This is a genomic window from Pseudomonas botevensis, from assembly GCF_019145475.1.
Lineage (GTDB): Bacteria > Pseudomonadota > Gammaproteobacteria > Pseudomonadales > Pseudomonadaceae > Aquipseudomonas > Aquipseudomonas botevensis.
Genome location: NZ_JAHTKI010000021.1, coordinates 106,511 through 123,632 on the forward strand (window position 1 = coordinate 106,511; position 17,122 = coordinate 123,632).

20 protein-coding genes are annotated in these 17,122 nt (G+C 61.7%); 11 read left to right on the top strand and 9 right to left on the bottom strand.

Annotated elements, in window-relative coordinates; genetic code table 11:
• Positions 1–99 precede the first annotated feature (99 nt).
• The gene (locus KVQ74_RS22780) at positions 100–939 is read right to left on the bottom strand and encodes an ABC transporter permease (protein WP_217833624.1); all 840 of its coding nucleotides are present in this window, start codon (positions 937–939) and stop codon (positions 100–102) included.
• A 61-nt stretch (positions 940–1,000) separates the two neighbouring features.
• A complete protein-coding gene (locus KVQ74_RS22785) occupies positions 1,001–1,987 on the bottom strand; it encodes an aliphatic sulfonate ABC transporter substrate-binding protein (protein WP_217833625.1) in 987 nt (328 codons plus the stop codon).
• A 293-nt stretch (positions 1,988–2,280) separates the two neighbouring features.
• On the opposite strand from KVQ74_RS22785, the gene KVQ74_RS22790 reads away from it, so the two are divergent.
• The 3 genes from KVQ74_RS22790 to KVQ74_RS22800 all read left to right on the top strand — a co-directional run bounded on the left by KVQ74_RS22790 (position 2,281) and on the right by KVQ74_RS22800 (position 4,641).
• Complete coding sequence (locus KVQ74_RS22790; RefSeq protein WP_217833626.1) at positions 2,281–3,228, top strand: ABC transporter substrate-binding protein; 948 nt, start codon at positions 2,281–2,283, stop codon at positions 3,226–3,228.
• Positions 3,229–3,375: 147 nt separating this feature from the next.
• Entirely contained in the window at positions 3,376–4,275 is a 900-nt protein-coding gene (locus KVQ74_RS22795; RefSeq protein WP_217833627.1) for a polysaccharide deacetylase family protein, read from the top strand.
• 123 nt (positions 4,276–4,398) lie between these two features.
• The gene (locus tag KVQ74_RS22800) at positions 4,399–4,641 is read left to right on the top strand and encodes a DUF1652 domain-containing protein (RefSeq protein ID WP_217833628.1); all 243 of its coding nucleotides are present in this window, start codon (positions 4,399–4,401) and stop codon (positions 4,639–4,641) included.
• Between the two features lie 4 nt (positions 4,642–4,645).
• Here the strand turns inward: KVQ74_RS22800 and KVQ74_RS22805 are convergent, their stop codons facing one another.
• The gene (locus tag KVQ74_RS22805; protein ID WP_217833629.1) at positions 4,646–5,008 is read right to left on the bottom strand and encodes an NUDIX hydrolase; all 363 of its coding nucleotides are present in this window, start codon (positions 5,006–5,008) and stop codon (positions 4,646–4,648) included.
• 237 nt (positions 5,009–5,245) lie between these two features.
• Here KVQ74_RS22805 and KVQ74_RS22810 point away from each other — a divergent pair, with 237 nt between their 5' ends.
• On the top strand, positions 5,246–5,434 hold the full coding sequence (locus KVQ74_RS22810) for a DUF2188 domain-containing protein (RefSeq protein ID WP_217833630.1): 189 nt from the start codon (positions 5,246–5,248) through the stop codon (positions 5,432–5,434).
• 52 nt (positions 5,435–5,486) lie between these two features.
• Here KVQ74_RS22810 and KVQ74_RS22815 read toward each other — a convergent pair whose 3' ends face one another.
• On the bottom strand, positions 5,487–5,726 hold the full coding sequence (locus KVQ74_RS22815) for a hypothetical protein (protein WP_053121283.1): 240 nt from the start codon (positions 5,724–5,726) through the stop codon (positions 5,487–5,489).
• Positions 5,727–5,932: 206 nt separating this feature from the next.
• On the opposite strand from KVQ74_RS22815, the gene KVQ74_RS22820 reads away from it, so the two are divergent.
• Positions 5,933–6,268 carry a hypothetical protein gene (locus tag KVQ74_RS22820; protein ID WP_217833631.1) on the top strand — a complete coding sequence of 112 codons (336 nt, stop codon included), beginning with the start codon at positions 5,933–5,935 and terminating at the stop codon, positions 6,266–6,268.
• Positions 6,269–6,338: 70 nt separating this feature from the next.
• Here the strand turns inward: KVQ74_RS22820 and KVQ74_RS22825 are convergent, their stop codons facing one another.
• Positions 6,339–6,884 carry an RrF2 family transcriptional regulator gene (locus KVQ74_RS22825; RefSeq protein ID WP_217833632.1) on the bottom strand — a complete coding sequence of 182 codons (546 nt, stop codon included), beginning with the start codon at positions 6,882–6,884 and terminating at the stop codon, positions 6,339–6,341.
• A 325-nt stretch (positions 6,885–7,209) separates the two neighbouring features.
• Here KVQ74_RS22825 and KVQ74_RS22830 point away from each other — a divergent pair, with 325 nt between their 5' ends.
• The 5 genes from KVQ74_RS22830 (at position 7,210) to KVQ74_RS22850 (ending at position 13,148) form a co-directional block, all read left to right on the top strand.
• Positions 7,210–8,415, top strand: coding sequence for an NAD(P)/FAD-dependent oxidoreductase (locus KVQ74_RS22830; RefSeq protein ID WP_217833633.1), 1,206 nt, complete (start codon positions 7,210–7,212; stop codon positions 8,413–8,415).
• Between the two features lie 289 nt (positions 8,416–8,704).
• Positions 8,705–9,217 carry a formaldehyde-activating enzyme gene (fae, locus tag KVQ74_RS22835; protein ID WP_217833634.1) on the top strand — a complete coding sequence of 171 codons (513 nt, stop codon included), beginning with the start codon at positions 8,705–8,707 and terminating at the stop codon, positions 9,215–9,217.
• Positions 9,218–9,227: 10 nt separating this feature from the next.
• Positions 9,228–10,262 carry an aldo/keto reductase gene (locus KVQ74_RS22840; protein WP_217833635.1) on the top strand — a complete coding sequence of 345 codons (1,035 nt, stop codon included), beginning with the start codon at positions 9,228–9,230 and terminating at the stop codon, positions 10,260–10,262.
• On the top strand, positions 10,259–11,692 hold the full coding sequence (locus KVQ74_RS22845) for an NAD-dependent succinate-semialdehyde dehydrogenase (protein WP_217833636.1): 1,434 nt from the start codon (positions 10,259–10,261) through the stop codon (positions 11,690–11,692). Before KVQ74_RS22840 ends, KVQ74_RS22845 begins: the two co-directional genes overlap by 4 nt.
• Positions 11,693–11,783: 91 nt before the next feature.
• A complete protein-coding gene (locus KVQ74_RS22850) occupies positions 11,784–13,148 on the top strand; it encodes an MFS transporter (RefSeq protein WP_217833637.1) in 1,365 nt (454 codons plus the stop codon).
• Positions 13,149–13,231: 83 nt separating this feature from the next.
• Here KVQ74_RS22850 and KVQ74_RS22855 read toward each other — a convergent pair whose 3' ends face one another.
• Genes KVQ74_RS22855 through KVQ74_RS22865 form a run of 3 tightly spaced genes read right to left on the bottom strand, consistent with a single transcriptional unit; the run spans position 13,232 to position 15,788 of the window.
• Complete coding sequence (locus tag KVQ74_RS22855; protein WP_217833638.1) at positions 13,232–13,873, bottom strand: DNA-3-methyladenine glycosylase family protein; 642 nt, start codon at positions 13,871–13,873, stop codon at positions 13,232–13,234.
• A gap of 3 nt (positions 13,874–13,876) precedes the next feature.
• Positions 13,877–14,674: an isocitrate lyase/PEP mutase family protein gene (locus tag KVQ74_RS22860; protein WP_217833639.1), complete on the bottom strand. Its 798-nt coding sequence runs from the start codon at positions 14,672–14,674 to the stop codon at positions 13,877–13,879.
• A gap of 31 nt (positions 14,675–14,705) precedes the next feature.
• Positions 14,706–15,788, bottom strand: coding sequence for a bifunctional transcriptional activator/DNA repair enzyme AdaA (locus tag KVQ74_RS22865; RefSeq protein ID WP_217833640.1), 1,083 nt, complete (start codon positions 15,786–15,788; stop codon positions 14,706–14,708).
• A 109-nt stretch (positions 15,789–15,897) separates the two neighbouring features.
• Between KVQ74_RS22865 and KVQ74_RS22870 the strand changes: the two genes are divergently transcribed.
• On the top strand, positions 15,898–16,311 hold the full coding sequence (locus tag KVQ74_RS22870) for a VOC family protein (RefSeq protein WP_217833641.1): 414 nt from the start codon (positions 15,898–15,900) through the stop codon (positions 16,309–16,311).
• 3 nt (positions 16,312–16,314) lie between these two features.
• Here KVQ74_RS22870 and KVQ74_RS22875 read toward each other — a convergent pair whose 3' ends face one another.
• Positions 16,315–16,935, bottom strand: coding sequence for a LysE family translocator (locus KVQ74_RS22875; RefSeq protein WP_217833642.1), 621 nt, complete (start codon positions 16,933–16,935; stop codon positions 16,315–16,317).
• Between the last annotated feature and the right edge of the window lie 187 nt (positions 16,936–17,122).

Below are 17,122 nucleotides of genomic sequence, written 5' to 3' on the forward strand. Positions count from 1 at the left end.
CTCGCGGTTGAAACACTGGTTGTAACGCTACGGATTCACTCATTGAGTGCTTTCCTTGATAACGCATCGCGCCTGCTGTTCTTTAGGCTATCGGATCCTTCAGTCCTGGCTGTCCTGCCCGGTGAAGGTGTCGCGCCAGCTCAGCCAGCGACGTTCGGCCACCGCCAGCAGGCCATCGCTGAGTTTGCCCAGGAGTGCCAGGACAATGATCGCCGCCAGGACGATATCCGGGCGTGAGGTTTCCCGACCGTCACTGAGCAGATATCCCAGCCCTTTGGTCGCGGCGATCAGTTCGGCGGCGACCAGAAACATCCACGCCAGGCTCATGCCGCTGCGCAATCCGGTGAACAGGCCGGGCAGGGCGGCGGGCAGAAGAATCCGGCGCACCAGTTGCAGACGGCTGAAGCCGTAGATGCGTCCGACTTCCACCAGTTTGCGGTCGATGTTGCGGATGGCCGCAACCACGTTGAGGTACACCGGAAAGAACGCGCCGATGGCGATCAGGACGATTTTCGAGGTTTCGTCGATCCCCAGCCACAGCAGCAACAGCGGCACCCAGGCCAGGCTCGGAATCGAGCGCAGCGCGGCGAAGGTCGGCTCCAGGTACGCTTCGGCTTCGCGGCTCAGTCCCACCCATGCGGCAAACGCCAGGGCCAGGCCGGCGCCGATGGCAAAACCCAGCAGCACCCGCAGCAGGCTGGCGCCGATGTGCTTCCACAGTGCGCCTTCCGCCAGATCCGTCAGGGTCAGGGCAACCTCGCTCGGCGCGGGCATTTGATAGGACGGCAGCCAGCCGATGCGCACGATGAATTCCAGTGCGAGCACGATCAACAGCGGCAGCGCCAGACCTTTGAGGCGGCGTCGCCACACCGGATTCAACGATGGGGACTGGCGGCGCGCTACGGGCAGGGTGAGTTGCGTGGGCAGGTCATTGCTCATGGGCAGTTCTCCACCCACGCCGAATCCGCGACGGGCGCGGATTCGGCGTGGGCCTGATCGGTTACTGGGCGGCGACGGTCTGCTGGAAACCCGGGTCGATCAATTGATCGATCACCTGATCGACATTCACCCCACGGCGCACCAACTCTTCGGACACCAGGATCGGCGCGGCGGCTTTCGAGGCGAGCACGTCCTTGGCGGTGAGTTGCGGGCTGCTCAGATCGGTGCGCGACAGTTGCAGTCTGGCCACCTCCAGCGGCAGACCGGATTCGCTGGAGAGCAGTTTCGCCAGTTCATCCGGGTGCTTCACCGACCATTCGCGCGCCTGCTCGTAGGCCTTGATCACGGTATCGATGGTTTGCGGATGCTCCTTGGCGTATTGCTCGGTCACGCTGACCACGCCGTAGCTGTTGAAACCGGGGTTGCGATACAGCAAGCGTGAACCGGCCTGCACCTGGCTGGCGGCCATGTGCGGATCGAGTCCGGCCCAGGCGTCGACGTCACCTTTTTCCAGGGCGGTGCGGCCGTCCGGATGTTGCAGGTGTACCAGTTCGACGTCGTCCTTTTTCAACCCGGCCTGTTGCAGGCTGCGCAGGGTGAAGAGGTACGGATCGGTGCCCTTGGTGGCGGCGATTTTCTTGCCCTTGAGATCAGCGACGCTCTGGTACGGCGAGTCCTTGCGCACCACCAGCGCGGTCCATTCGGCGCGGCTGTAGACGTACACCGATTTGATCGGGCTGCCATTGGCGCGGCTCAGTACCGCCGCGAGGCTGGCGGAAGAGGCGAAGTCGACGCCGCCGCTGTTCAGGTATTCCAGCGAGCGGTTGCTGCCCTGGCTGAGCACCCAGGTGACTTTGCTCTGGGGCAGGGCTTTTTCCAGGTAGCCCAAATGTTTGAGGGCCAGGCTGATCGGCGAATAGTAGGCGTAGTCCAGATGCACTTCGGCCGGCGCGGTTTCAGCGGCGTGGGCAATGGGTTGCAGGCTCAGGGCTACCGCGCAGGCCGCCAACAGCGTTTTGACTCGGGAAAACGGTAAGAAGGATGTCATGAGGGCGCTCCGGCAAGGCAACAGGTTCTTATGTCCAAAAAGATATTTTTATCGAATGCTTCCTGCATGAATGGAATATTGCAGGCTCTGTGCCATGTGCGCTCAGACGACGGATTTCGCGGGGTGCAAGGGTTTCTCCCGGATTGCAGCTGTTGCCGGATCAACACTTCGTCGCGCCACTGTTGCGGGGCCAACAGTGAAAACCGGCGGTGATGAGCTTATGCATTAATCGAATTTAAATTCAGATTTATAAGAGCGTTATGGTCTATAAAAAGCCATCTTCAGGACTCGCCATGAAGCTCTCCCGTTTCCTACGTTCAACGCTGACCGCCGCGCTGTTTGCCTCACCACTTTCCTATGCCGCCGAACCATTGGTCTTGCATGTCGGCGATCAGAATTACTACAACATCCGCGCTTCAATAGAGGCGTCCGGCGTCTTGAAAGACGCGCCCTACAGCGTCGACTGGAAACACTTCCAGGCCGCCGCGCCGTTGGCCGAAGCATTGCAGACCGGTTCGCTGGACCTGGGGTTTCTCGGTGATTCGGGTTTCCTGTTTCTCGCCGCCAAGCAGGCGCCGGTGAAATTGATCGGGGTGTCGCGACAGAACCCGGACACCATCGCCTTGCTGGTGCCCAAGGATTCGCCGGTGAAAACCATCGCCGATCTCAAGGGCAAAAAGGTCGCCTACTGGCCGGGCGCCTGGAGTCAGCAGTTGACCTTGCGTGCGCTGGAGCAGGGCGGGTTGCCGGACAACTACGTCGATTTCGTCAAACTGATGCCGATCGATGCCGCCGCCGCGTTGCCCCAGGGCAGCATCGATGCGTTCCCGGTGTGGGAACCGTACATTTCCCAGCAGATCGTGTTCTCCGGGGCACGGCCGATTCTCACCGCGAAGAGCCTGATGCCGGGGCTGAGCGCCATCGCCGCGTCGACGCCATCGATCGACAGCAAGCGTGAAGCGATTGCCGACTTTCTCGGGCGTTTGAAGCAGGCCAGGGCCTGGGTCGACAGCCACACTGACGAGTACGCCGACCTGTGGGCGAAGAAGGCCAACCTCGATCAGCAGGTTTCGCGGCACTGGTTGCGCCAGGCGCACATGACCGTCGGCCCGGTGGACCGGCAAGCGGCCGCCGATCTGCAAAGCACGGCGGACTTCCTGTTCAAGGTCAAGGCATTGCCGGCGCCGTTGGCGACGGCGGGCATCATTGATGGCACCTTCGAGCAGGCCCTGGCACGCTGAACGAGCGCTGGAACCAAACCCTGTGTACCCTTATCCAACTTCGGCCCACACTGACAGGTCACGGCTGGCGGGTCGCAGGGAGGCAGCAGCGGCGATGGAGTTTTGCCAATGACAACATGATCGCAACGGTCGGACTCAAGGCAAAACATGAAACAGTGGTTCAAGCTTTTCTGCGCAGCGGCCATCGCCGTCGGGCTGGCCGGTTGCATCGCCGCTCCCATCGAAATGACTTCGCAAACCCGGACGCGCCTGGAGGCACAACCGCCGGTGCGGTTTCTGCTGACCTTCGATGACGGCCCCAGTGCTTCGAGTTTCTGGAACCCGACCGGCACCGTGCTCGACAGCCTGAAGAGCAATGCGTTGCAGCCGGACATCAAAGCCGTGTTTTTCGTCCAGACCAGCGCACCGAGGGCCGGCAACAGCGAGATCGGCTGGCGGCTCATGCAGCGTGAGCATGACGAAGGGCATGTACTGGGTTTCCACACCGCCACCCATTGGCACACCAATCATCGCTCGCTTGACCCCCAGGAACTGGAAGCCTCGCTGACCCGTGGCAGCGCCGACATCGCGGCGGTCACCGGTGCGCCGCCGACGTTGCTGCGTCCGCCATTCTGGAACTACGACAAGCGCACCTTCGCCGCTTATCAGCAGCACCACCTGCATGTGCTGCTCACCGACTTGAGTGCCAACGACGGCAAAATCTGGGGCTTCAACGCCAGCCCCCGGCGCCGGGCGAACATGTTGCGCCAGTTGTCGGAAGTCCGTGAGCGGATTGCCCTCGGGCAATTTCCGACGGTGGACGGGATGATTCCGGTGGTGGTGACCTTCCATGACCTCAACCGCTACACCGCGCGCCACACCCGTGAATACCTGCAGATCCTGCTCGACAGCGCGGCGGCCACGGGAGTGAGGCTGGCGGACAAGCCGTTCTACGACGACCACGCGGCGCTGGAGCGGGCAGCGCTGGCGCGTACCGTGCAAAGCGCCGGGGACCCCGTACGTTTGCCGGGTGTCTGGAACTGGATCTGGGATCGCAACGCACACTGAGGACGGCTGAACGAAGTTGCGACGGTGTTGGCATTTTTGCTCGAGGTCATGAGCGGCAGGGCGCTGAAAGCTCATCTATGCTCAACGGGTCAACCCGACCCATCGCCTGCGAGGCGTCCGTCCATGCTCGCCATTGCCGACATTTGCCGCATCGTCGAATCCGGCTTTTCGCCTCTGTGCTGCGATTGTGCCGAAACCGCGCAGGGGTTGTTGCAGATCAAGGTTTATGACCCTGACAGCGGGCGGGTGGATTTGCTGCTCAACGGTGTTTCCCCGGAACATCTGGTCACGATTCGTGACATTTCCAATTTCATTGGCGAGTTGCGTACCGAAATGAGCGCCGGACGCCGGGCCTTCGCCGGTTAACTCATCAGAGTCGGCGCATAAAGGCACGGACGATGCTCAATGTCGCGTCGCTGACGTTCAGGTTGTGTACCGTCTCCAGCGGATGCCAGATGCAATCGAAAATCTCGTTCTGCGCTTGCGCCTCGTCGATGTTCAGCACCGAGGCTTCGTAGACGTGGTGTCGCGTGCCGCCGCTGTGCAATTCCATCAGATACAGCATGTCGTCGGTCTTGAGGCCGGTTTCCTCGTCGAGTTCACGGGCGGCGGCCTGCGCCCGGGTTTCTCCCGGCTCGACCGTGCCGCCCGGCAGGGTCCAGCGGCATCGGGGTTTGCGCACCAGCAGAATGTGCCGATCCTGCTCGCATATCACGGTTGCACGTACTTTCATCTGTTACCTGATTACTGCTTGTCATGAAACGGTCATGAAACTGCAATATTCGAGCCGTGGCCTGATCTAGAGGTTCCCCTTGAGTTTCCGAGTGGTGTCGGTGCGCAAAAGTGCCGTTCCCTTGACGTTGTGGTGCGCGGGATTGGGGTGGATCGACGTCCGGTCGGCACAGGGATGGGGCGAGGGTGTAAGGTAAAAAAGTGCAACTGGACTTTTAGCAGTCGACAGGAGGTGTCTATGAGCATTGGCATGTTGAACAAAATGCACATGAACGGCTACGACGTACTCAGGGTCAACAATGGCCCCTGGCGGGTCTGCACCGAGGGTGACCGGTTGGCTTCTTTTGCCAGTCGGGAGGAAGCGATGGCGTATGCCGCCGCGCTTCCGGGCTACAAACCTCGTGCGCGCGCACCGAAGGCAGACTGACGGTCTGTCATGAAAAAGCCCCGGAGATCCGGGGCTTTTTGCTGGGGACGATTCAGTGGACTTTCGTTCGGCTGATGGCGCGGGCCTTCACTTCCTTGGCATACAGTTGCAGGCGTTCTTCGTCGCTTTGCAGCACCTCACAGGACCTGAGCACCGTCTGGGCATCTGCCTCGTTGCCCGATTTACGCAACTGCTCGGCGATGCGCTTGAGGTCGACCGCCGACCATCGCAGATCCGATGCGACGGCTTGCAGGTCGCGTTGAAGTTCATGTTCGTATTCATTGAGCCGCATGATCACCTCCGGAACATTCTCGGTAGAACAGAGTAGCCGCATTTTCCGGGTAAAGGTCAAGGCATCTGTCGTCCGAGCGAATGCGGTGGATTTGTGTGCCGTTGGTCGGGATATTCAGGCTGAGGTTCGTTGTAGGCAAGGTGCCCCGATGGATGTAGGAAGAGTTACAAGGTACATTCGCGTTTTTTTTCAATGAAGGATTCATTATGCGGATGTTGATCGGGGGAGTGCTGCTGGCAGCATTGGCCGGTTGCTCACTGCCGGCGTCACTGGTGCCGGGCGAACCGAACTTCAGCAAGATCAGCGGCAAGGCTCCCAAGGAATATGCCGCGTGCTTGTTGCCGCTGTGGCAGAAGGACATTCCCAAGACGTCGCAGGTTTCGATTTCCAATGGTTACCGCATCACCGCGCCGAGCATCGTCACCGCCGACGAAATTCTCGATATCGTGAAGTACAAGGACGGCAGCCGCGTCTCGTTGTATCAGGGGCCGCCATGGGCGAAGTCCGGATCGATGCGCCAATCGGTACGCGATTGCCTGTGATGGCGGAATGAAAAAAAGCAGAAACCGGTTGACGGTTTCTGCTTTTTTTTCGCCTGCGATTGCGATGGGCTCAATCGGAAATATCGGTGAGCGGAATATTACCGCCGGTCTTTTTCTCGCGACGGTCCTGCATCCAGTCTTCCAGTTGGCTGGAAAACTCGGCCGGCGCCTTGCGCCCGACCTTTCTGGCAATGTCGAGAATGGTCTGTTGGGCCAGGGCGTCTTCCATGCGCTTTTGCGCCGTCATCATCGCGGCGTGAATCGAGCACGTACCCTCCAGCGCCCATTCTGGTGGCGAACCCTCGAACAGGGCGCAGCGACCGCGAATGTCCCGGCACTCGAAAATGTTCTTGCGGCCATCGATGGCGTTGACGATGTCGAGCAGGGTGATTTCATCCGCCGGGCGCGCCAGTGTGAAGCCGCCCTTTACCCCACCGGTGGACACCACCAGTTTGCCCTTGGCCAGTTTGGTGAAAATCTTCGCCAGGTAATCCAGCGGCACGCCTTGCAGCTCTGCGAGGTCGCGCACGCTGGCCTCGCGACTGTCGCCGCCGTTACCCACCAGAAAGGCCAGGCAATGGATGCCGTATTCGACGCCCGCACTGTAAAGCGACATAGATATCTCCGACTGTAATTGTCGCATATTTTAACAGGCTGAACGGGCTGCGGCAAATGCGCAATGAAGGAGGGTATAGCCGTCTCCGGCCAGTAATTACGGTGTTTTCTGAGCTTTTTGTCGACATGTCAAGCTTCCGAGCTATCGAAGTTTTCGATGCTAACTATCATGAAATCTGACTTGTTGAATTGAAAGGCGACCAATAAAGTCGCCGTTATCAGGTGAGCAGCGTTCCACGCTTTCTAGAATCGCAAGCGTGCCGGCTCCCGATGAACGTGAGTTCTCGAACCTCTTTCAATGACTTGGCCTTGGCCTGGAGACAACAATGAAACAGCACATTCTGGTAATCGGCGCAGGTTTCGGTGGCATGTGGACGGCGTTGAGCGCCACGCGTCTGGTCGACATGCACAATCGCGACAACATCGAGGTCACCGTGCTGGCCCCGCAAGCCGAGCTGCGGGTGCGTCCACGCTTCTACGAGCCGAACGCTCATCAACTGGCGGCACCGCTGGGCGATCTGTTTGCGGCGGTTGGCGTCAACTTCATCAAGGGCGCGGCCAAGACCATCGACGTCAATGCCAAAACCGTGGGCTACACCGATGCCGACGGCGTTGGTCAGGTGTTCCACTTCGACAAACTGGTGCTGGCCTCCGGCAGTGGCCTGGCTCTGCCGGACACTCCCGGCGTGGCGCAACATGCGTTCGACGTCGACCAGATCGAGGCGGCGATTCGCCTGGAAACCCACCTCAAATCGCTGATCGATCAGCCGCAAAGCCAGGCGCGCAACACCGTCGTGGTCGCCGGTGGCGGCTTCACCGGGATCGAAACCGCGACCGAGATGCCGGCGCGTCTGCGAGCGGTGCTGGGTGACGAGGCCGAGATTCAAGTCATCATCGTCGATCGCGGGCAGAAGGTCGGTGCTGCGATGGGCGAGGCGATCAGCGTGTCGATTGCCGAGGCGAGCGCCGAGCTGGGCGTCGAATGGCGACTGGGTGTGTCGGTGCTGTCGGTCGATGCAAACGGCGTCACGCTGTCGGACGGCCAGCGCATCGAAGCGAACACCGTGGTCTGGACCACCGGCGTGCGCGCCAGCTCGCTGACCGAGCAGATTCCCGCCGAGCGTGATCGTCAGGGCCGCCTGCACGTCGATGCGCACCTGAAAGTCATCGGCCAGGACGACATCTTCGCCACCGGCGATGTGGCTTACGCGGCCAGCGACGATATCGGCAACTTTGCCCTGATGACCTGCCAGCATGCGATTTCCCTGGGGCGTCACGCCGGCAACAACGTCGCCGCGCAGATCCTGGGAGTCGACCCGACGCCGTACAGCCAGCCGAAATACGTGACCTGCCTGGACCTCGGCGCTTGGGGCGCGGTGTACACCGAGGGCTGGGATCGTCAGGTGAAACTGGTCAAGGAGGAGGGCAAGTCGCTCAAGACCCAGATCAACACCCAATGGATCTATCCACCTGCGGCTGACCGTGCGAGCGCCTTGGCCGCTGCCGACCCGATGATTCCCGTCGTCGCGTAATCAACGACGTTGCAATGATCCCGCTCCCTGAGCGGGATTTTTTTTGCCCCTTCAGAGGCTATGACTAAAAGTCATTGCCCCATGATTTTTAATGGTTACAGCCCGCCCGAATCGCGGTGTTAAAAAATCGCAAACACAGCTCATCAATAACAACCAGAGAGCGTTTGCAGCCATGTCCCCTTTCTCCCGCCGCACCTCCCCACGTCCGTTATTGACCGCGCCGGCCCCTCGGCCCGCGTGAGTTGCCGAACACCCAAACATCCCTCTGCATCGCAAAGAGTAATGACTGATGAAAGAACTCGACCTGTACATCGGTGAAGGTTTCGAAGGCCCGGGCGTGAACGCCGCGCACATCAACATCCTGATCGGCCCGCGCAACGGTCCGGCAGGGCAGGCGTTCGCCAACAGCCTGGCCTCGCCGAGCCAGGGCCATTGCCCGTTCATGGTGATTGCCCAGCCGAACATTCCGGTCAAGCCGATGACCTTGTACGTGAACAAGGCTGCGATCAGCAGCGATCTGCACGGCAACGCCACCTGGGGCGCGTCCCAGGCCGGTATCGCCAAGGCAGTGCTCGAAGCGCTGCTCGACGGCACCCTGCCGCCGGAAGCCGAAGACGAGTGGGCCATCGTCACCGCCAACTGGGTCAACCCGGGCTGCGACGACCTCGATGCGGTGTACCTGAACAACTACAACGCCTGCCGCACCGCGATTCGCGCGGCCCTGACCGGCAAGCCGGAAACCGCGCAACTGAAAGACGTTGTCGCGCACATCAGCAACCCTTTCTACACGCCAAAAGCCTGAGGTCCGCGCCATGCAATACATTCGTTTGGGCAACTCCGGCCTGCAAGTTTCCCGCCTGTGCCTGGGCACCATGAACATGGGCACCCCGGACTGGAAACCGTGGATCTTCAATGAAAAACAAAGCGAGCCGATCGTGGCCCACGCCCTGGACAACGGCGTGAATTTCATCGACCTGGCGGACTTCTATTCCGCCGGCGTCGGCGAGGAAGTGGTGGGGCGCATCGTCAAGCGCCTGGCCCGTCGCGACGATCTGGTGATCACCACCAAGGTCGGCTACGGCACCCGCAGTGGCATCAACGCCAGCGGTCATTCGCGCAAGCACATCATGGACAGCATCGATGCTTCGCTGAAGCGTCTGGACATGGATTATGTCGACGTGTTCATGCTGCATTACTTCGACGTGAACACCCCGGTCGAAGAAACCATGGCCGCACTGAACGACATCGTGCGTTCCGGCAAGGCCCGTTACATCGGCGTCTCGACCATGCTCACCGGGCAGCTCGCCAAAATCCTCATGGCCTGCGAGCGCAACGGCTGGGTCAAGCCGATCAACATGCAGCTGCAACTGAACTGCGCCTACCGCGAAGAAGAGCGCGAGATGATTCCGTTCTGCCGCGATCAGGGCATCGGTGTGTCGGTGTTCAGCCCGCTGGCCCGTGGTTTGCTGACCGGTGACGTGCAGTCGACCCGCAACCAGACCGACTTCTTCACCCAGCAGATGTACAGCGACGAAGCCTCGTTCGAAATCGCCCATTCGGTGCAGCGTGTGGCCCGTGCCCGTGGCGTGTCGAACGCGCAGATCGCTCAGGCCTGGGTGGCCAATCATCCGGGCGTGGATTGCATGCTGGTCGGCGCCGACACCACCGCGCAATTCGACAGCGCGCTGGCGGCCCTGGAGACCCGACTGGACGCTGAAGAACTGCATGAGCTGGAGCGCAACTACACGCCGTGCGACGTGATCAACGATTACACCGCCGGCAAACGCATCCTGCGCAACGCCCGTCCCGGCCTTGAGCGTTTCACTCTGCAAGGGGCGGTGGCATGAGCGCGTTGATTCGTCACGGCAACTTCATTGACGGTCAGTGGGGGCAGGGCGGCGCGACCTATGCGGTGCGCAACCCGGCCAACGGCGAACTGATTACCGACGTGCAAAAGGCTGGCGCTGAAGAGACTGACCTGGCCATCGAGGCGGCCAACCGGGCCTTGCCGGCCTGGCGCAAACTTACCGCCAAGGAACGCAGCCAGCGCCTGAAGCGCTGGAGCGAGCTGATGCTCGCCAACCAGAAGGATCTGGCGACCCTGCTCAGTCGCGAACAGGGTAAACCGCTCGCCGAGGCCATGGGCGAAGTGGTTTACGCGGCGAGTTTTCTCGAGTGGTTCGGTGAGGAAGCCAAGCGTGCCTACGGCGATGTCATTCCGAGCCACAAGGCGGATGCGCGGATCATCGTGACCAAGGAAGCCATCGGCGTGGTCGCGGCGATCACTCCTTGGAACTTCCCGCTGGCGATGGTCACCCGCAAGGTCGGACCGGCGCTGGCGGCGGGTTGCACGATGATTCTCAAACCGTCGGAAGAAACGCCGCTGTCGGCTTTCGCCCTCGCGGTGCTGGCTGAGCAGGCCGGCATTCCGGCCGGCGTGTTCAACATCGTTTCCGGCGATGCCGTGGCGATTGGCGGCGCGCTGCAGGCTTCCAGCGTGGTGCGCAAACTGTCGTTCACCGGCTCCACCCGCACCGGCAAATTGCTGATGCGCCAAGCTGCCGACACTTTGAAAAAAGTCTCGCTGGAACTGGGTGGCAACGCGCCGTTCATTGTCTTCGACGATGCCGATCTGGATGCCGCCGTCAAAGGCGCGATGGCTTCCAAATTCCGCAACACCGGGCAGACCTGTGTGTGCGTCAACCGCTTCTTCATTCAGGACGGCGTCTACGAAGCCTTCACCGGCAAGCTCGCCGAAGCCGTGGCGGCCATGCGCGTCGGCCATGCGCTGGAAGGTGAAACCGAGCAAGGTCCGCTGATCAACAACGCGGCACTGGCCAAGGTGGAAAGTCATGTCAGCGATGCGTTGGAAAAAGGCGCCACGCTGCTTTGCGGTGGTCGTCGACATGCACTGGGTGGCACGTTCTACGAGCCGACCATCCTCACCGAAGTCAACGGCGACATGCTGATTGCCCAGGACGAAACCTTCGGCCCGGTGGCCGCCTGTTTCCGCTTCAGGGACGAAGCCGAAGTGCTGGCGCGGGCCAACGACACACCGTTCGGTCTGTCGGCGTACTTCTACAGCCGCGACATCGGCCGGGTCTGGCGCATGGCCGAAGGGCTGGAAGCGGGCATGGTCGGGATCAACGAAGGGATCATCTCCACCGAAGTCGCGCCATTCGGTGGGATCAAGGAATCGGGCCTGGGACGCGAAGGTTCGAAGTACGGTCTGGATGACTATCTGGAGATCAAATACCTGTTGATGGGTGGCCTCTAGATTCACCTCGGCCTTGCGGGAGCAGGCTGGCTCCCGCAAGACCAACGCAAGCGCTCCGTTTCTCCGTCAATAACAACAATTGGAGACGAACATGTCCGCTAAACCCGTAAAAATCGATGACCTGCCCATCGGGCGATTCCACCTCAAGATCGCCGGCCTGACCTTCGGCGCGCACTTCACCGACGGCTACATCCTTGGCCTGATCGGCATCGCGTTCACCTTGCTCAGTCCGCAGATGCAACTGGATGCCTTCTGGCAAGGCTTGATCGGCGCCTCGGCGCTGATCGGGCTGTTTCTCGGCAGTCTGTTTTTCGGCTGGATCTCGGACAAGGTCGGCCGGCAGAAAATCTTCCTGGTCAGTTTTGTGCTGATCACCCTGGCTTCGGTCATGCAGTTCTACGTCGAAACCGCCATGAGCCTGTTCCTCTGTCGGGTGCTGATCGGCATCGGGTTGGGCGGCGACTTCAGCGTCGGCCACGCGATGCTCGCCGAGTTCGCGCCGAAGAAACATCGCGGCGTGCTGCTCGGCTCGTTCAGCGTGATCTGGACGTTCGGTTACGTGGCCGCGACCTTCGTCGGGACTGCCATGCTCAGCCTTGGCGACGATGCCTGGCGCTGGATGCTGGCCTCGTCGGCGATCCCGGCGGCGTTGATTTTGATTGCGCGTATCGGCACTCCGGAATCGCCGCGCTGGCTGGTCAATCAGGGTCGTGTTGCCGAAGCGCGGGCGATCGTCAAAAAACACCTGGGCGCCAATGTCGAACTCGACGAAAGCCAGTCCACTGAAACCCGCTCCGGCTACGCCGTGCTGTTCAGTCGTGAGTACCGCAAGCGCACGGCGTTCAACTGCCTGTTCTTCGTTTGCATCGTCATGCCGTACTTCGCCATCTACACCTTCCTGCCGTCGATCCTGCAGAAGATGGGCCTGGCCGAAGGTTTCGGCACCGAGTTGATGCTGAACATGCTGCTGATCCTCGGCGCGCTGATCGGCATCTGGTGCACGATCAAGTTCACTCGACGCGGGTTCCTGATCAACTCGTTCATCATCCTCGCGGTGGCGCTGTTTCTGCTGGCGGTACTGCCGAGCAGTGCGGCGTGGCTGATGGTGCTGGTGTTCGGGGTGTTCACGCTGGTGTTGTCGGCGGTGAGCAATCTGGTCGGGGTGTTCCCGGCTGAGAGCTTCCCCACCGAAGTGCGCGCCAGTGGTATTGGTCTGGCGACGGCGGTGAGTCGTCTGGGTTCGGCGGTGAGCACGTTCCTGCTGCCGGTGAGTGTGGCGGGGATCGGTCTGAGTCCGACCATGGGAATTCTGGCGGCGATCCTGGCGATTGGCGCGCTGCTGTCGTGGGCGTGGGCGCCGGAGACCAAGTCGCTGACGTTGAGCCAGGCGTGCAAGGCGCAGAGTCCGGTGGAGGGGAGTGGGGTAGTGGCTGCGAAAGTCGCTACATCTGTTTAGCGGTTATTGATGTGTTGTGCTGGCCGGCTCCTCACTCCAGTCCTGCCGAAACGCCGGGCCGCCCGGAGGGAGCCGTCCCCCGATCAATCCCCTCTCCCGCCGGGAGAGGGCTGCTTCGGCACTCGCCACAAGTACCACGCCGCCACTGTCCGGTACGGACTCCAGTCCAATCCAATCTCGATCATCTGTCTGCGCGTCGGCTGTACCTCCAGCCCTTTGAGGCGCCGATAGCCTTCGCGTACACCAAAATCATCCGCCGGCAGGATGTCCCCGCGTTCCAGGCTGTAGATCAGCAACATCTCCACCGTCCAGCGCCCGACCCCGCGCAGGCTGATCAGCCGCTCGATCAGCGCCTCATCGTCCATCGCCAGCGCCGTGGCGTAGTCCGGCACCACGCCATCCAGCGTTGCTTGGGCAATCCCCTGAATCGTCGCGATTTTCCCCGCCGAAAACCCGCAACCGCGCAGCCGCTCGAAATCCGTCGCCAGAATCTGCTCGGGGCGTGGAAAGGTCTGTCCGGCAAACAACCCCACCAGTCGTCCCACAATCGCATCGCCGGCCTTGGCGTGCAGTTGCTGATAGGCGATCGCCCGCACCAGCGACTCGTAAGGATCCCGCGCCGGGTGCGGCTGGTGCAGGCAAGGGCCGACGGCAGCGATGTGGTGCTGCCAGTCGGCGTCGAGGGCGGCGAGGAAAGCGCTCGCCGCTTCATATGGATCGGTCATGGCCTATTTCAGCAAACCGTTGACTTCGCCATAGGTCAGCGCCTTCAGATCGCGGCTGTCGAGTTGGCCGTTGGCGAGGAAGCTCTTCACCAGCGAACCCATCGCGCCATAGAGAAACTCGGCGATCCCGGAGCCGGCGCTCAAGCGGCGCACGCCCAGGGCCTTGAGTTCTTCGGGGGAGGGCAGGCCCGCGAAGCCGAGAACGTTGACCGGCAGCTTCGTGCCTTTGCAGATGGCTGCGATCTCGTAGGCCGAGGTGACACCCGCGGCGAACAGCCCGTCGGTTCCGGCCGCCTGATACAACGCGGCCCGGCGCAGGGTTTCGGCGACGCGATCCTCGGCAGGCACCAGGCCGCGCAGATACACATCGGTGCGGGCGTTGATGAACAGCTTCACAGCGTGTTTCGCCGCCACTTGCCGGGCCACTTCGATCTTGCGTGCCAGCAGTTCCGGCGCGCCGTTGCCGTCCTCGATGTTGATCCCGACCGCACCAGCGGCCAGCACCGCGTCGACCACTTCGGCGACCCGGCCGAGGTCATCGGAGTAACCGGCCTCGATGTCCACGCTCAGCGGCACCTTGATCACCCGGGCGATGGATTCCACGGTACTGATCAGGCGTTCAAGGGGCAGGGTGTTGCCGTCCGGGTAACCGTGGACCCAGGCCACGGCGGCGCTGCTGGTGGCGACGGCCTTGCCGCCCAGATGTTCGACCAGTCGCGCGCCGGTGGCGTCGGCGACGTTGGTCAGGATCAGCAAGTCTTGTTGATGCAACTGGTGAAACTGTGTGTCGAGCGCGCTCATCGAAATCCCTTCTTGTCAGTGGTCCAGATCGTCAGAAAGCCAGTTGTTGCGTGAGTTGTACCGCTGCGTTTTCCAGCCTGAGCAGAAACGCCTTGCGCGGTTGTCCTCCACCATAGCCGGTCAGCGAGCCATCCGCCCCGATCACCCGATGGCAGGGCACCACGATCGACAGCCGATTGTGCCCGTTGGCCAGGCCCACCGCGCGGCTGGCGCCGGGCTTGCCCAGGCGTGCGGCGATGGTGCCATAGGTGCTGGTGTGGCCGTAGGGGATTTGCCGCAATTGGGCCCAGACCTGGCGGGCGAACTCGCTGCCGGGCAAGTGCAGCGGCACGCTGAATTCGTTGAGTTGGCCGGCGAAGTACAGCGCCAGTTCACGTTCGATCTGCTGCAAATGCGCGTTGTGCCCCGGCGCGACCACGTAGCCGTGACGGTTTTGCAGCGCTTCGACTTCCCGGGTCAGCGCCGGGCGGTCGAGAAACTCCAGCAGCACCAGCCCGCGCCGTTCGGCCATGGCGATCATCGGCCCCAGTGGCGTGGTCAGGCGGGTGAACAGCAGCGGCTCACTGGTCGCCGCACGCCCCGGCGTAATGTGGAACGACTTCTGGAACGCATCGCGAAAACCGCTGAGGGATTCGTAACCGGAATCGAACGCCGCGTGGTCGATGGACGTGCCTTGCCTGATTCCTCCCAGCGCCATGCCGAGTCGGCGGGTGCGCAGCCAGGCGTGAAAGGTCATGCCGAAATGCTGTTTGAACCAGCGCCGCAGCTTCAGCGGCTCGATACCCTCGGCGAGCAATTGTGCATCGCTCCAGCGCTGCTCCGGTTCGGCGTCCACAGCCTTGAGCAGACGCTGCACCCAGTCCGGGGCGATGGCCGCCGCGTCCAGCGGCTTGCAGCGCAGGCAGGCGCGGTAACCGGCGGACAGGCAGTCGTCGGCGTGGGCGAAGAACTCGACATTCTCCGGTTTCGGCTTGCGCGCCGTGCAACTGGGGCGGCAGAAGATCCCGGTGGTTTTCACGGCCGTGAAGAACACGCCTTCATAGGCAGTGTCGCGTTCGAGCATGGCGCGAACCATTTCGGCGTGGGGCGGCAGGACAGCGGTCTGTATGTTCATGGGCCGAGCATAAATCCGGGTTTTCGATGGCTCCACCGAAAAATCGACAGTGAATTTTCGGGCCGCTGCACTACATTGATCGGGTCGCTTCAACTCGGGAATTGCATGTATGTCACCGTTCACGATTCAACACATCGACCACATCGTCCTGCGCGTCGCGGATATGCAGCGCAGCATTGATTTCTACGACCGGGTCTTCGGCGCCGAAGTGGTCAGGCACAACGAAAAACTGGGCCTGGTGCATCTACGCGCCGGCACATCGATGATCGATCTGGTCGACATCCACGGCGAAATCGGCCGCAAGGGCGGCGCCGCTGCCGGTGGCGAGCGGCGCAATGTCGATCACTTCTGCCTGCGCATCGAGCCGTTCGATGAGGCGGCGCTGGTCCGTCACCTGCAATCCTGTGGCTTGAGCGTGGAAAAAGCCGCCACCCGCTTCGGCGCCGAGGGCTACGGCCTGTCGCTGTATTGCTTTGATCCGGACGGCAATCAGGTCGAGCTCAAAGGCCCGTCTGAGGCTTGAGGATCAGGCGCGCCTGGCCATCAGCAACACCGAGGCCGCCGCCGACAACAGCCCCGCGCAGCAACGATTGAAAATCCGTTTGCCGCGCGGTTCGGCGAACCAGCGACGCATGTGCAGGCCCATGTAGGCGTAGGCGCTGATGGCGATCCATTCCAGCAGCAGGAACAGCACACCCAGCAGCATGAATTGCGGGGTGATGGCGCGGGCCGGATCGACGAATTGCGGCAGAAATGCGGTGAAGATGAGTATTGCCTTCGGATTGCCTGCGGCCACCAGGAACTCCTGGCGGGCCAGCGCCAGTAGCCCGTTCGCCGGTGCGGCAGCGGCGTCTTCTGCGCCAGGTTTGGCGTGCCAAAGCTGCCACGCCAGATACAGCAGATAAGCCGCGCCCAGAATCTTGATCCCGTAGAACAGCAGTTCAGACGTTTGCAGCACCACCGACAACCCGGCCGCTGCGAGGGCAATCATCCCGGCAAATGCCAGCAACCGCCCGACGCCGGCCACGCAGGCCCGACGATAGCCATAGCGCGTGGCATTGCTGACCGACAGCAGATTGTTCGGGCCGGGTGCCATGTTCAAGGCGAAGCAGGCGGGCAGAAACAGGGAGAGGGTGGCGAGATCCATGGCGCGGGCTCCGGTGACGGGAGCGGCATTTTTATCACGGCGTGGGAAGGGCTGACACGTACAGTCAGGCGACAGTGTCGCGGTACAGCGATGGCGCAGTGCTGGCAATCTCTTCGAACTTTATCCCCGATCCGCGACTCAGAATTCCTCACAGGGAGAGGCAACGGCAGAAAAAACCATCTATCGG

Bases quoted from the DNA above. Each gene is read 5' to 3' on its own strand.
- KVQ74_RS22780 (WP_217833624.1), bottom strand. From the start codon at position 939: ATGAGCAATGACCTGCCCACGCAACTCACCCTGCCCGTAGCGCGCCGC.
- KVQ74_RS22785 (WP_217833625.1), bottom strand. From the start codon at position 1,987: ATGACATCCTTCTTACCGTTTTCCCGAGTCAAAACGCTGTTGGCGGCC.
- KVQ74_RS22790 (WP_217833626.1), top strand. From the start codon at position 2,281: ATGAAGCTCTCCCGTTTCCTACGTTCAACGCTGACCGCCGCGCTGTTT.
- KVQ74_RS22795 (WP_217833627.1), top strand. From the start codon at position 3,376: ATGAAACAGTGGTTCAAGCTTTTCTGCGCAGCGGCCATCGCCGTCGGG.
- KVQ74_RS22800 (WP_217833628.1), top strand. From the start codon at position 4,399: ATGCTCGCCATTGCCGACATTTGCCGCATCGTCGAATCCGGCTTTTCG.
- KVQ74_RS22805 (WP_217833629.1), bottom strand. From the start codon at position 5,008: ATGAAAGTACGTGCAACCGTGATATGCGAGCAGGATCGGCACATTCTG.
- KVQ74_RS22810 (WP_217833630.1), top strand. From the start codon at position 5,246: ATGAGCATTGGCATGTTGAACAAAATGCACATGAACGGCTACGACGTA.
- KVQ74_RS22815 (WP_053121283.1), bottom strand. From the start codon at position 5,726: ATGCGGCTCAATGAATACGAACATGAACTTCAACGCGACCTGCAAGCC.
- KVQ74_RS22820 (WP_217833631.1), top strand. From the start codon at position 5,933: ATGCGGATGTTGATCGGGGGAGTGCTGCTGGCAGCATTGGCCGGTTGC.
- KVQ74_RS22825 (WP_217833632.1), bottom strand. From the start codon at position 6,884: ATGTCGCTTTACAGTGCGGGCGTCGAATACGGCATCCATTGCCTGGCC.
- KVQ74_RS22830 (WP_217833633.1), top strand. From the start codon at position 7,210: ATGAAACAGCACATTCTGGTAATCGGCGCAGGTTTCGGTGGCATGTGG.
- fae (WP_217833634.1), top strand. From the start codon at position 8,705: ATGAAAGAACTCGACCTGTACATCGGTGAAGGTTTCGAAGGCCCGGGC.
- KVQ74_RS22840 (WP_217833635.1), top strand. From the start codon at position 9,228: ATGCAATACATTCGTTTGGGCAACTCCGGCCTGCAAGTTTCCCGCCTG.
- KVQ74_RS22845 (WP_217833636.1), top strand. From the start codon at position 10,259: ATGAGCGCGTTGATTCGTCACGGCAACTTCATTGACGGTCAGTGGGGG.
- KVQ74_RS22850 (WP_217833637.1), top strand. From the start codon at position 11,784: ATGTCCGCTAAACCCGTAAAAATCGATGACCTGCCCATCGGGCGATTC.
- KVQ74_RS22855 (WP_217833638.1), bottom strand. From the start codon at position 13,873: ATGACCGATCCATATGAAGCGGCGAGCGCTTTCCTCGCCGCCCTCGAC.
- KVQ74_RS22860 (WP_217833639.1), bottom strand. From the start codon at position 14,674: ATGAGCGCGCTCGACACACAGTTTCACCAGTTGCATCAACAAGACTTG.
- KVQ74_RS22865 (WP_217833640.1), bottom strand. From the start codon at position 15,788: ATGAACATACAGACCGCTGTCCTGCCGCCCCACGCCGAAATGGTTCGC.
- KVQ74_RS22870 (WP_217833641.1), top strand. From the start codon at position 15,898: ATGTCACCGTTCACGATTCAACACATCGACCACATCGTCCTGCGCGTC.
- KVQ74_RS22875 (WP_217833642.1), bottom strand. From the start codon at position 16,935: ATGGATCTCGCCACCCTCTCCCTGTTTCTGCCCGCCTGCTTCGCCTTG.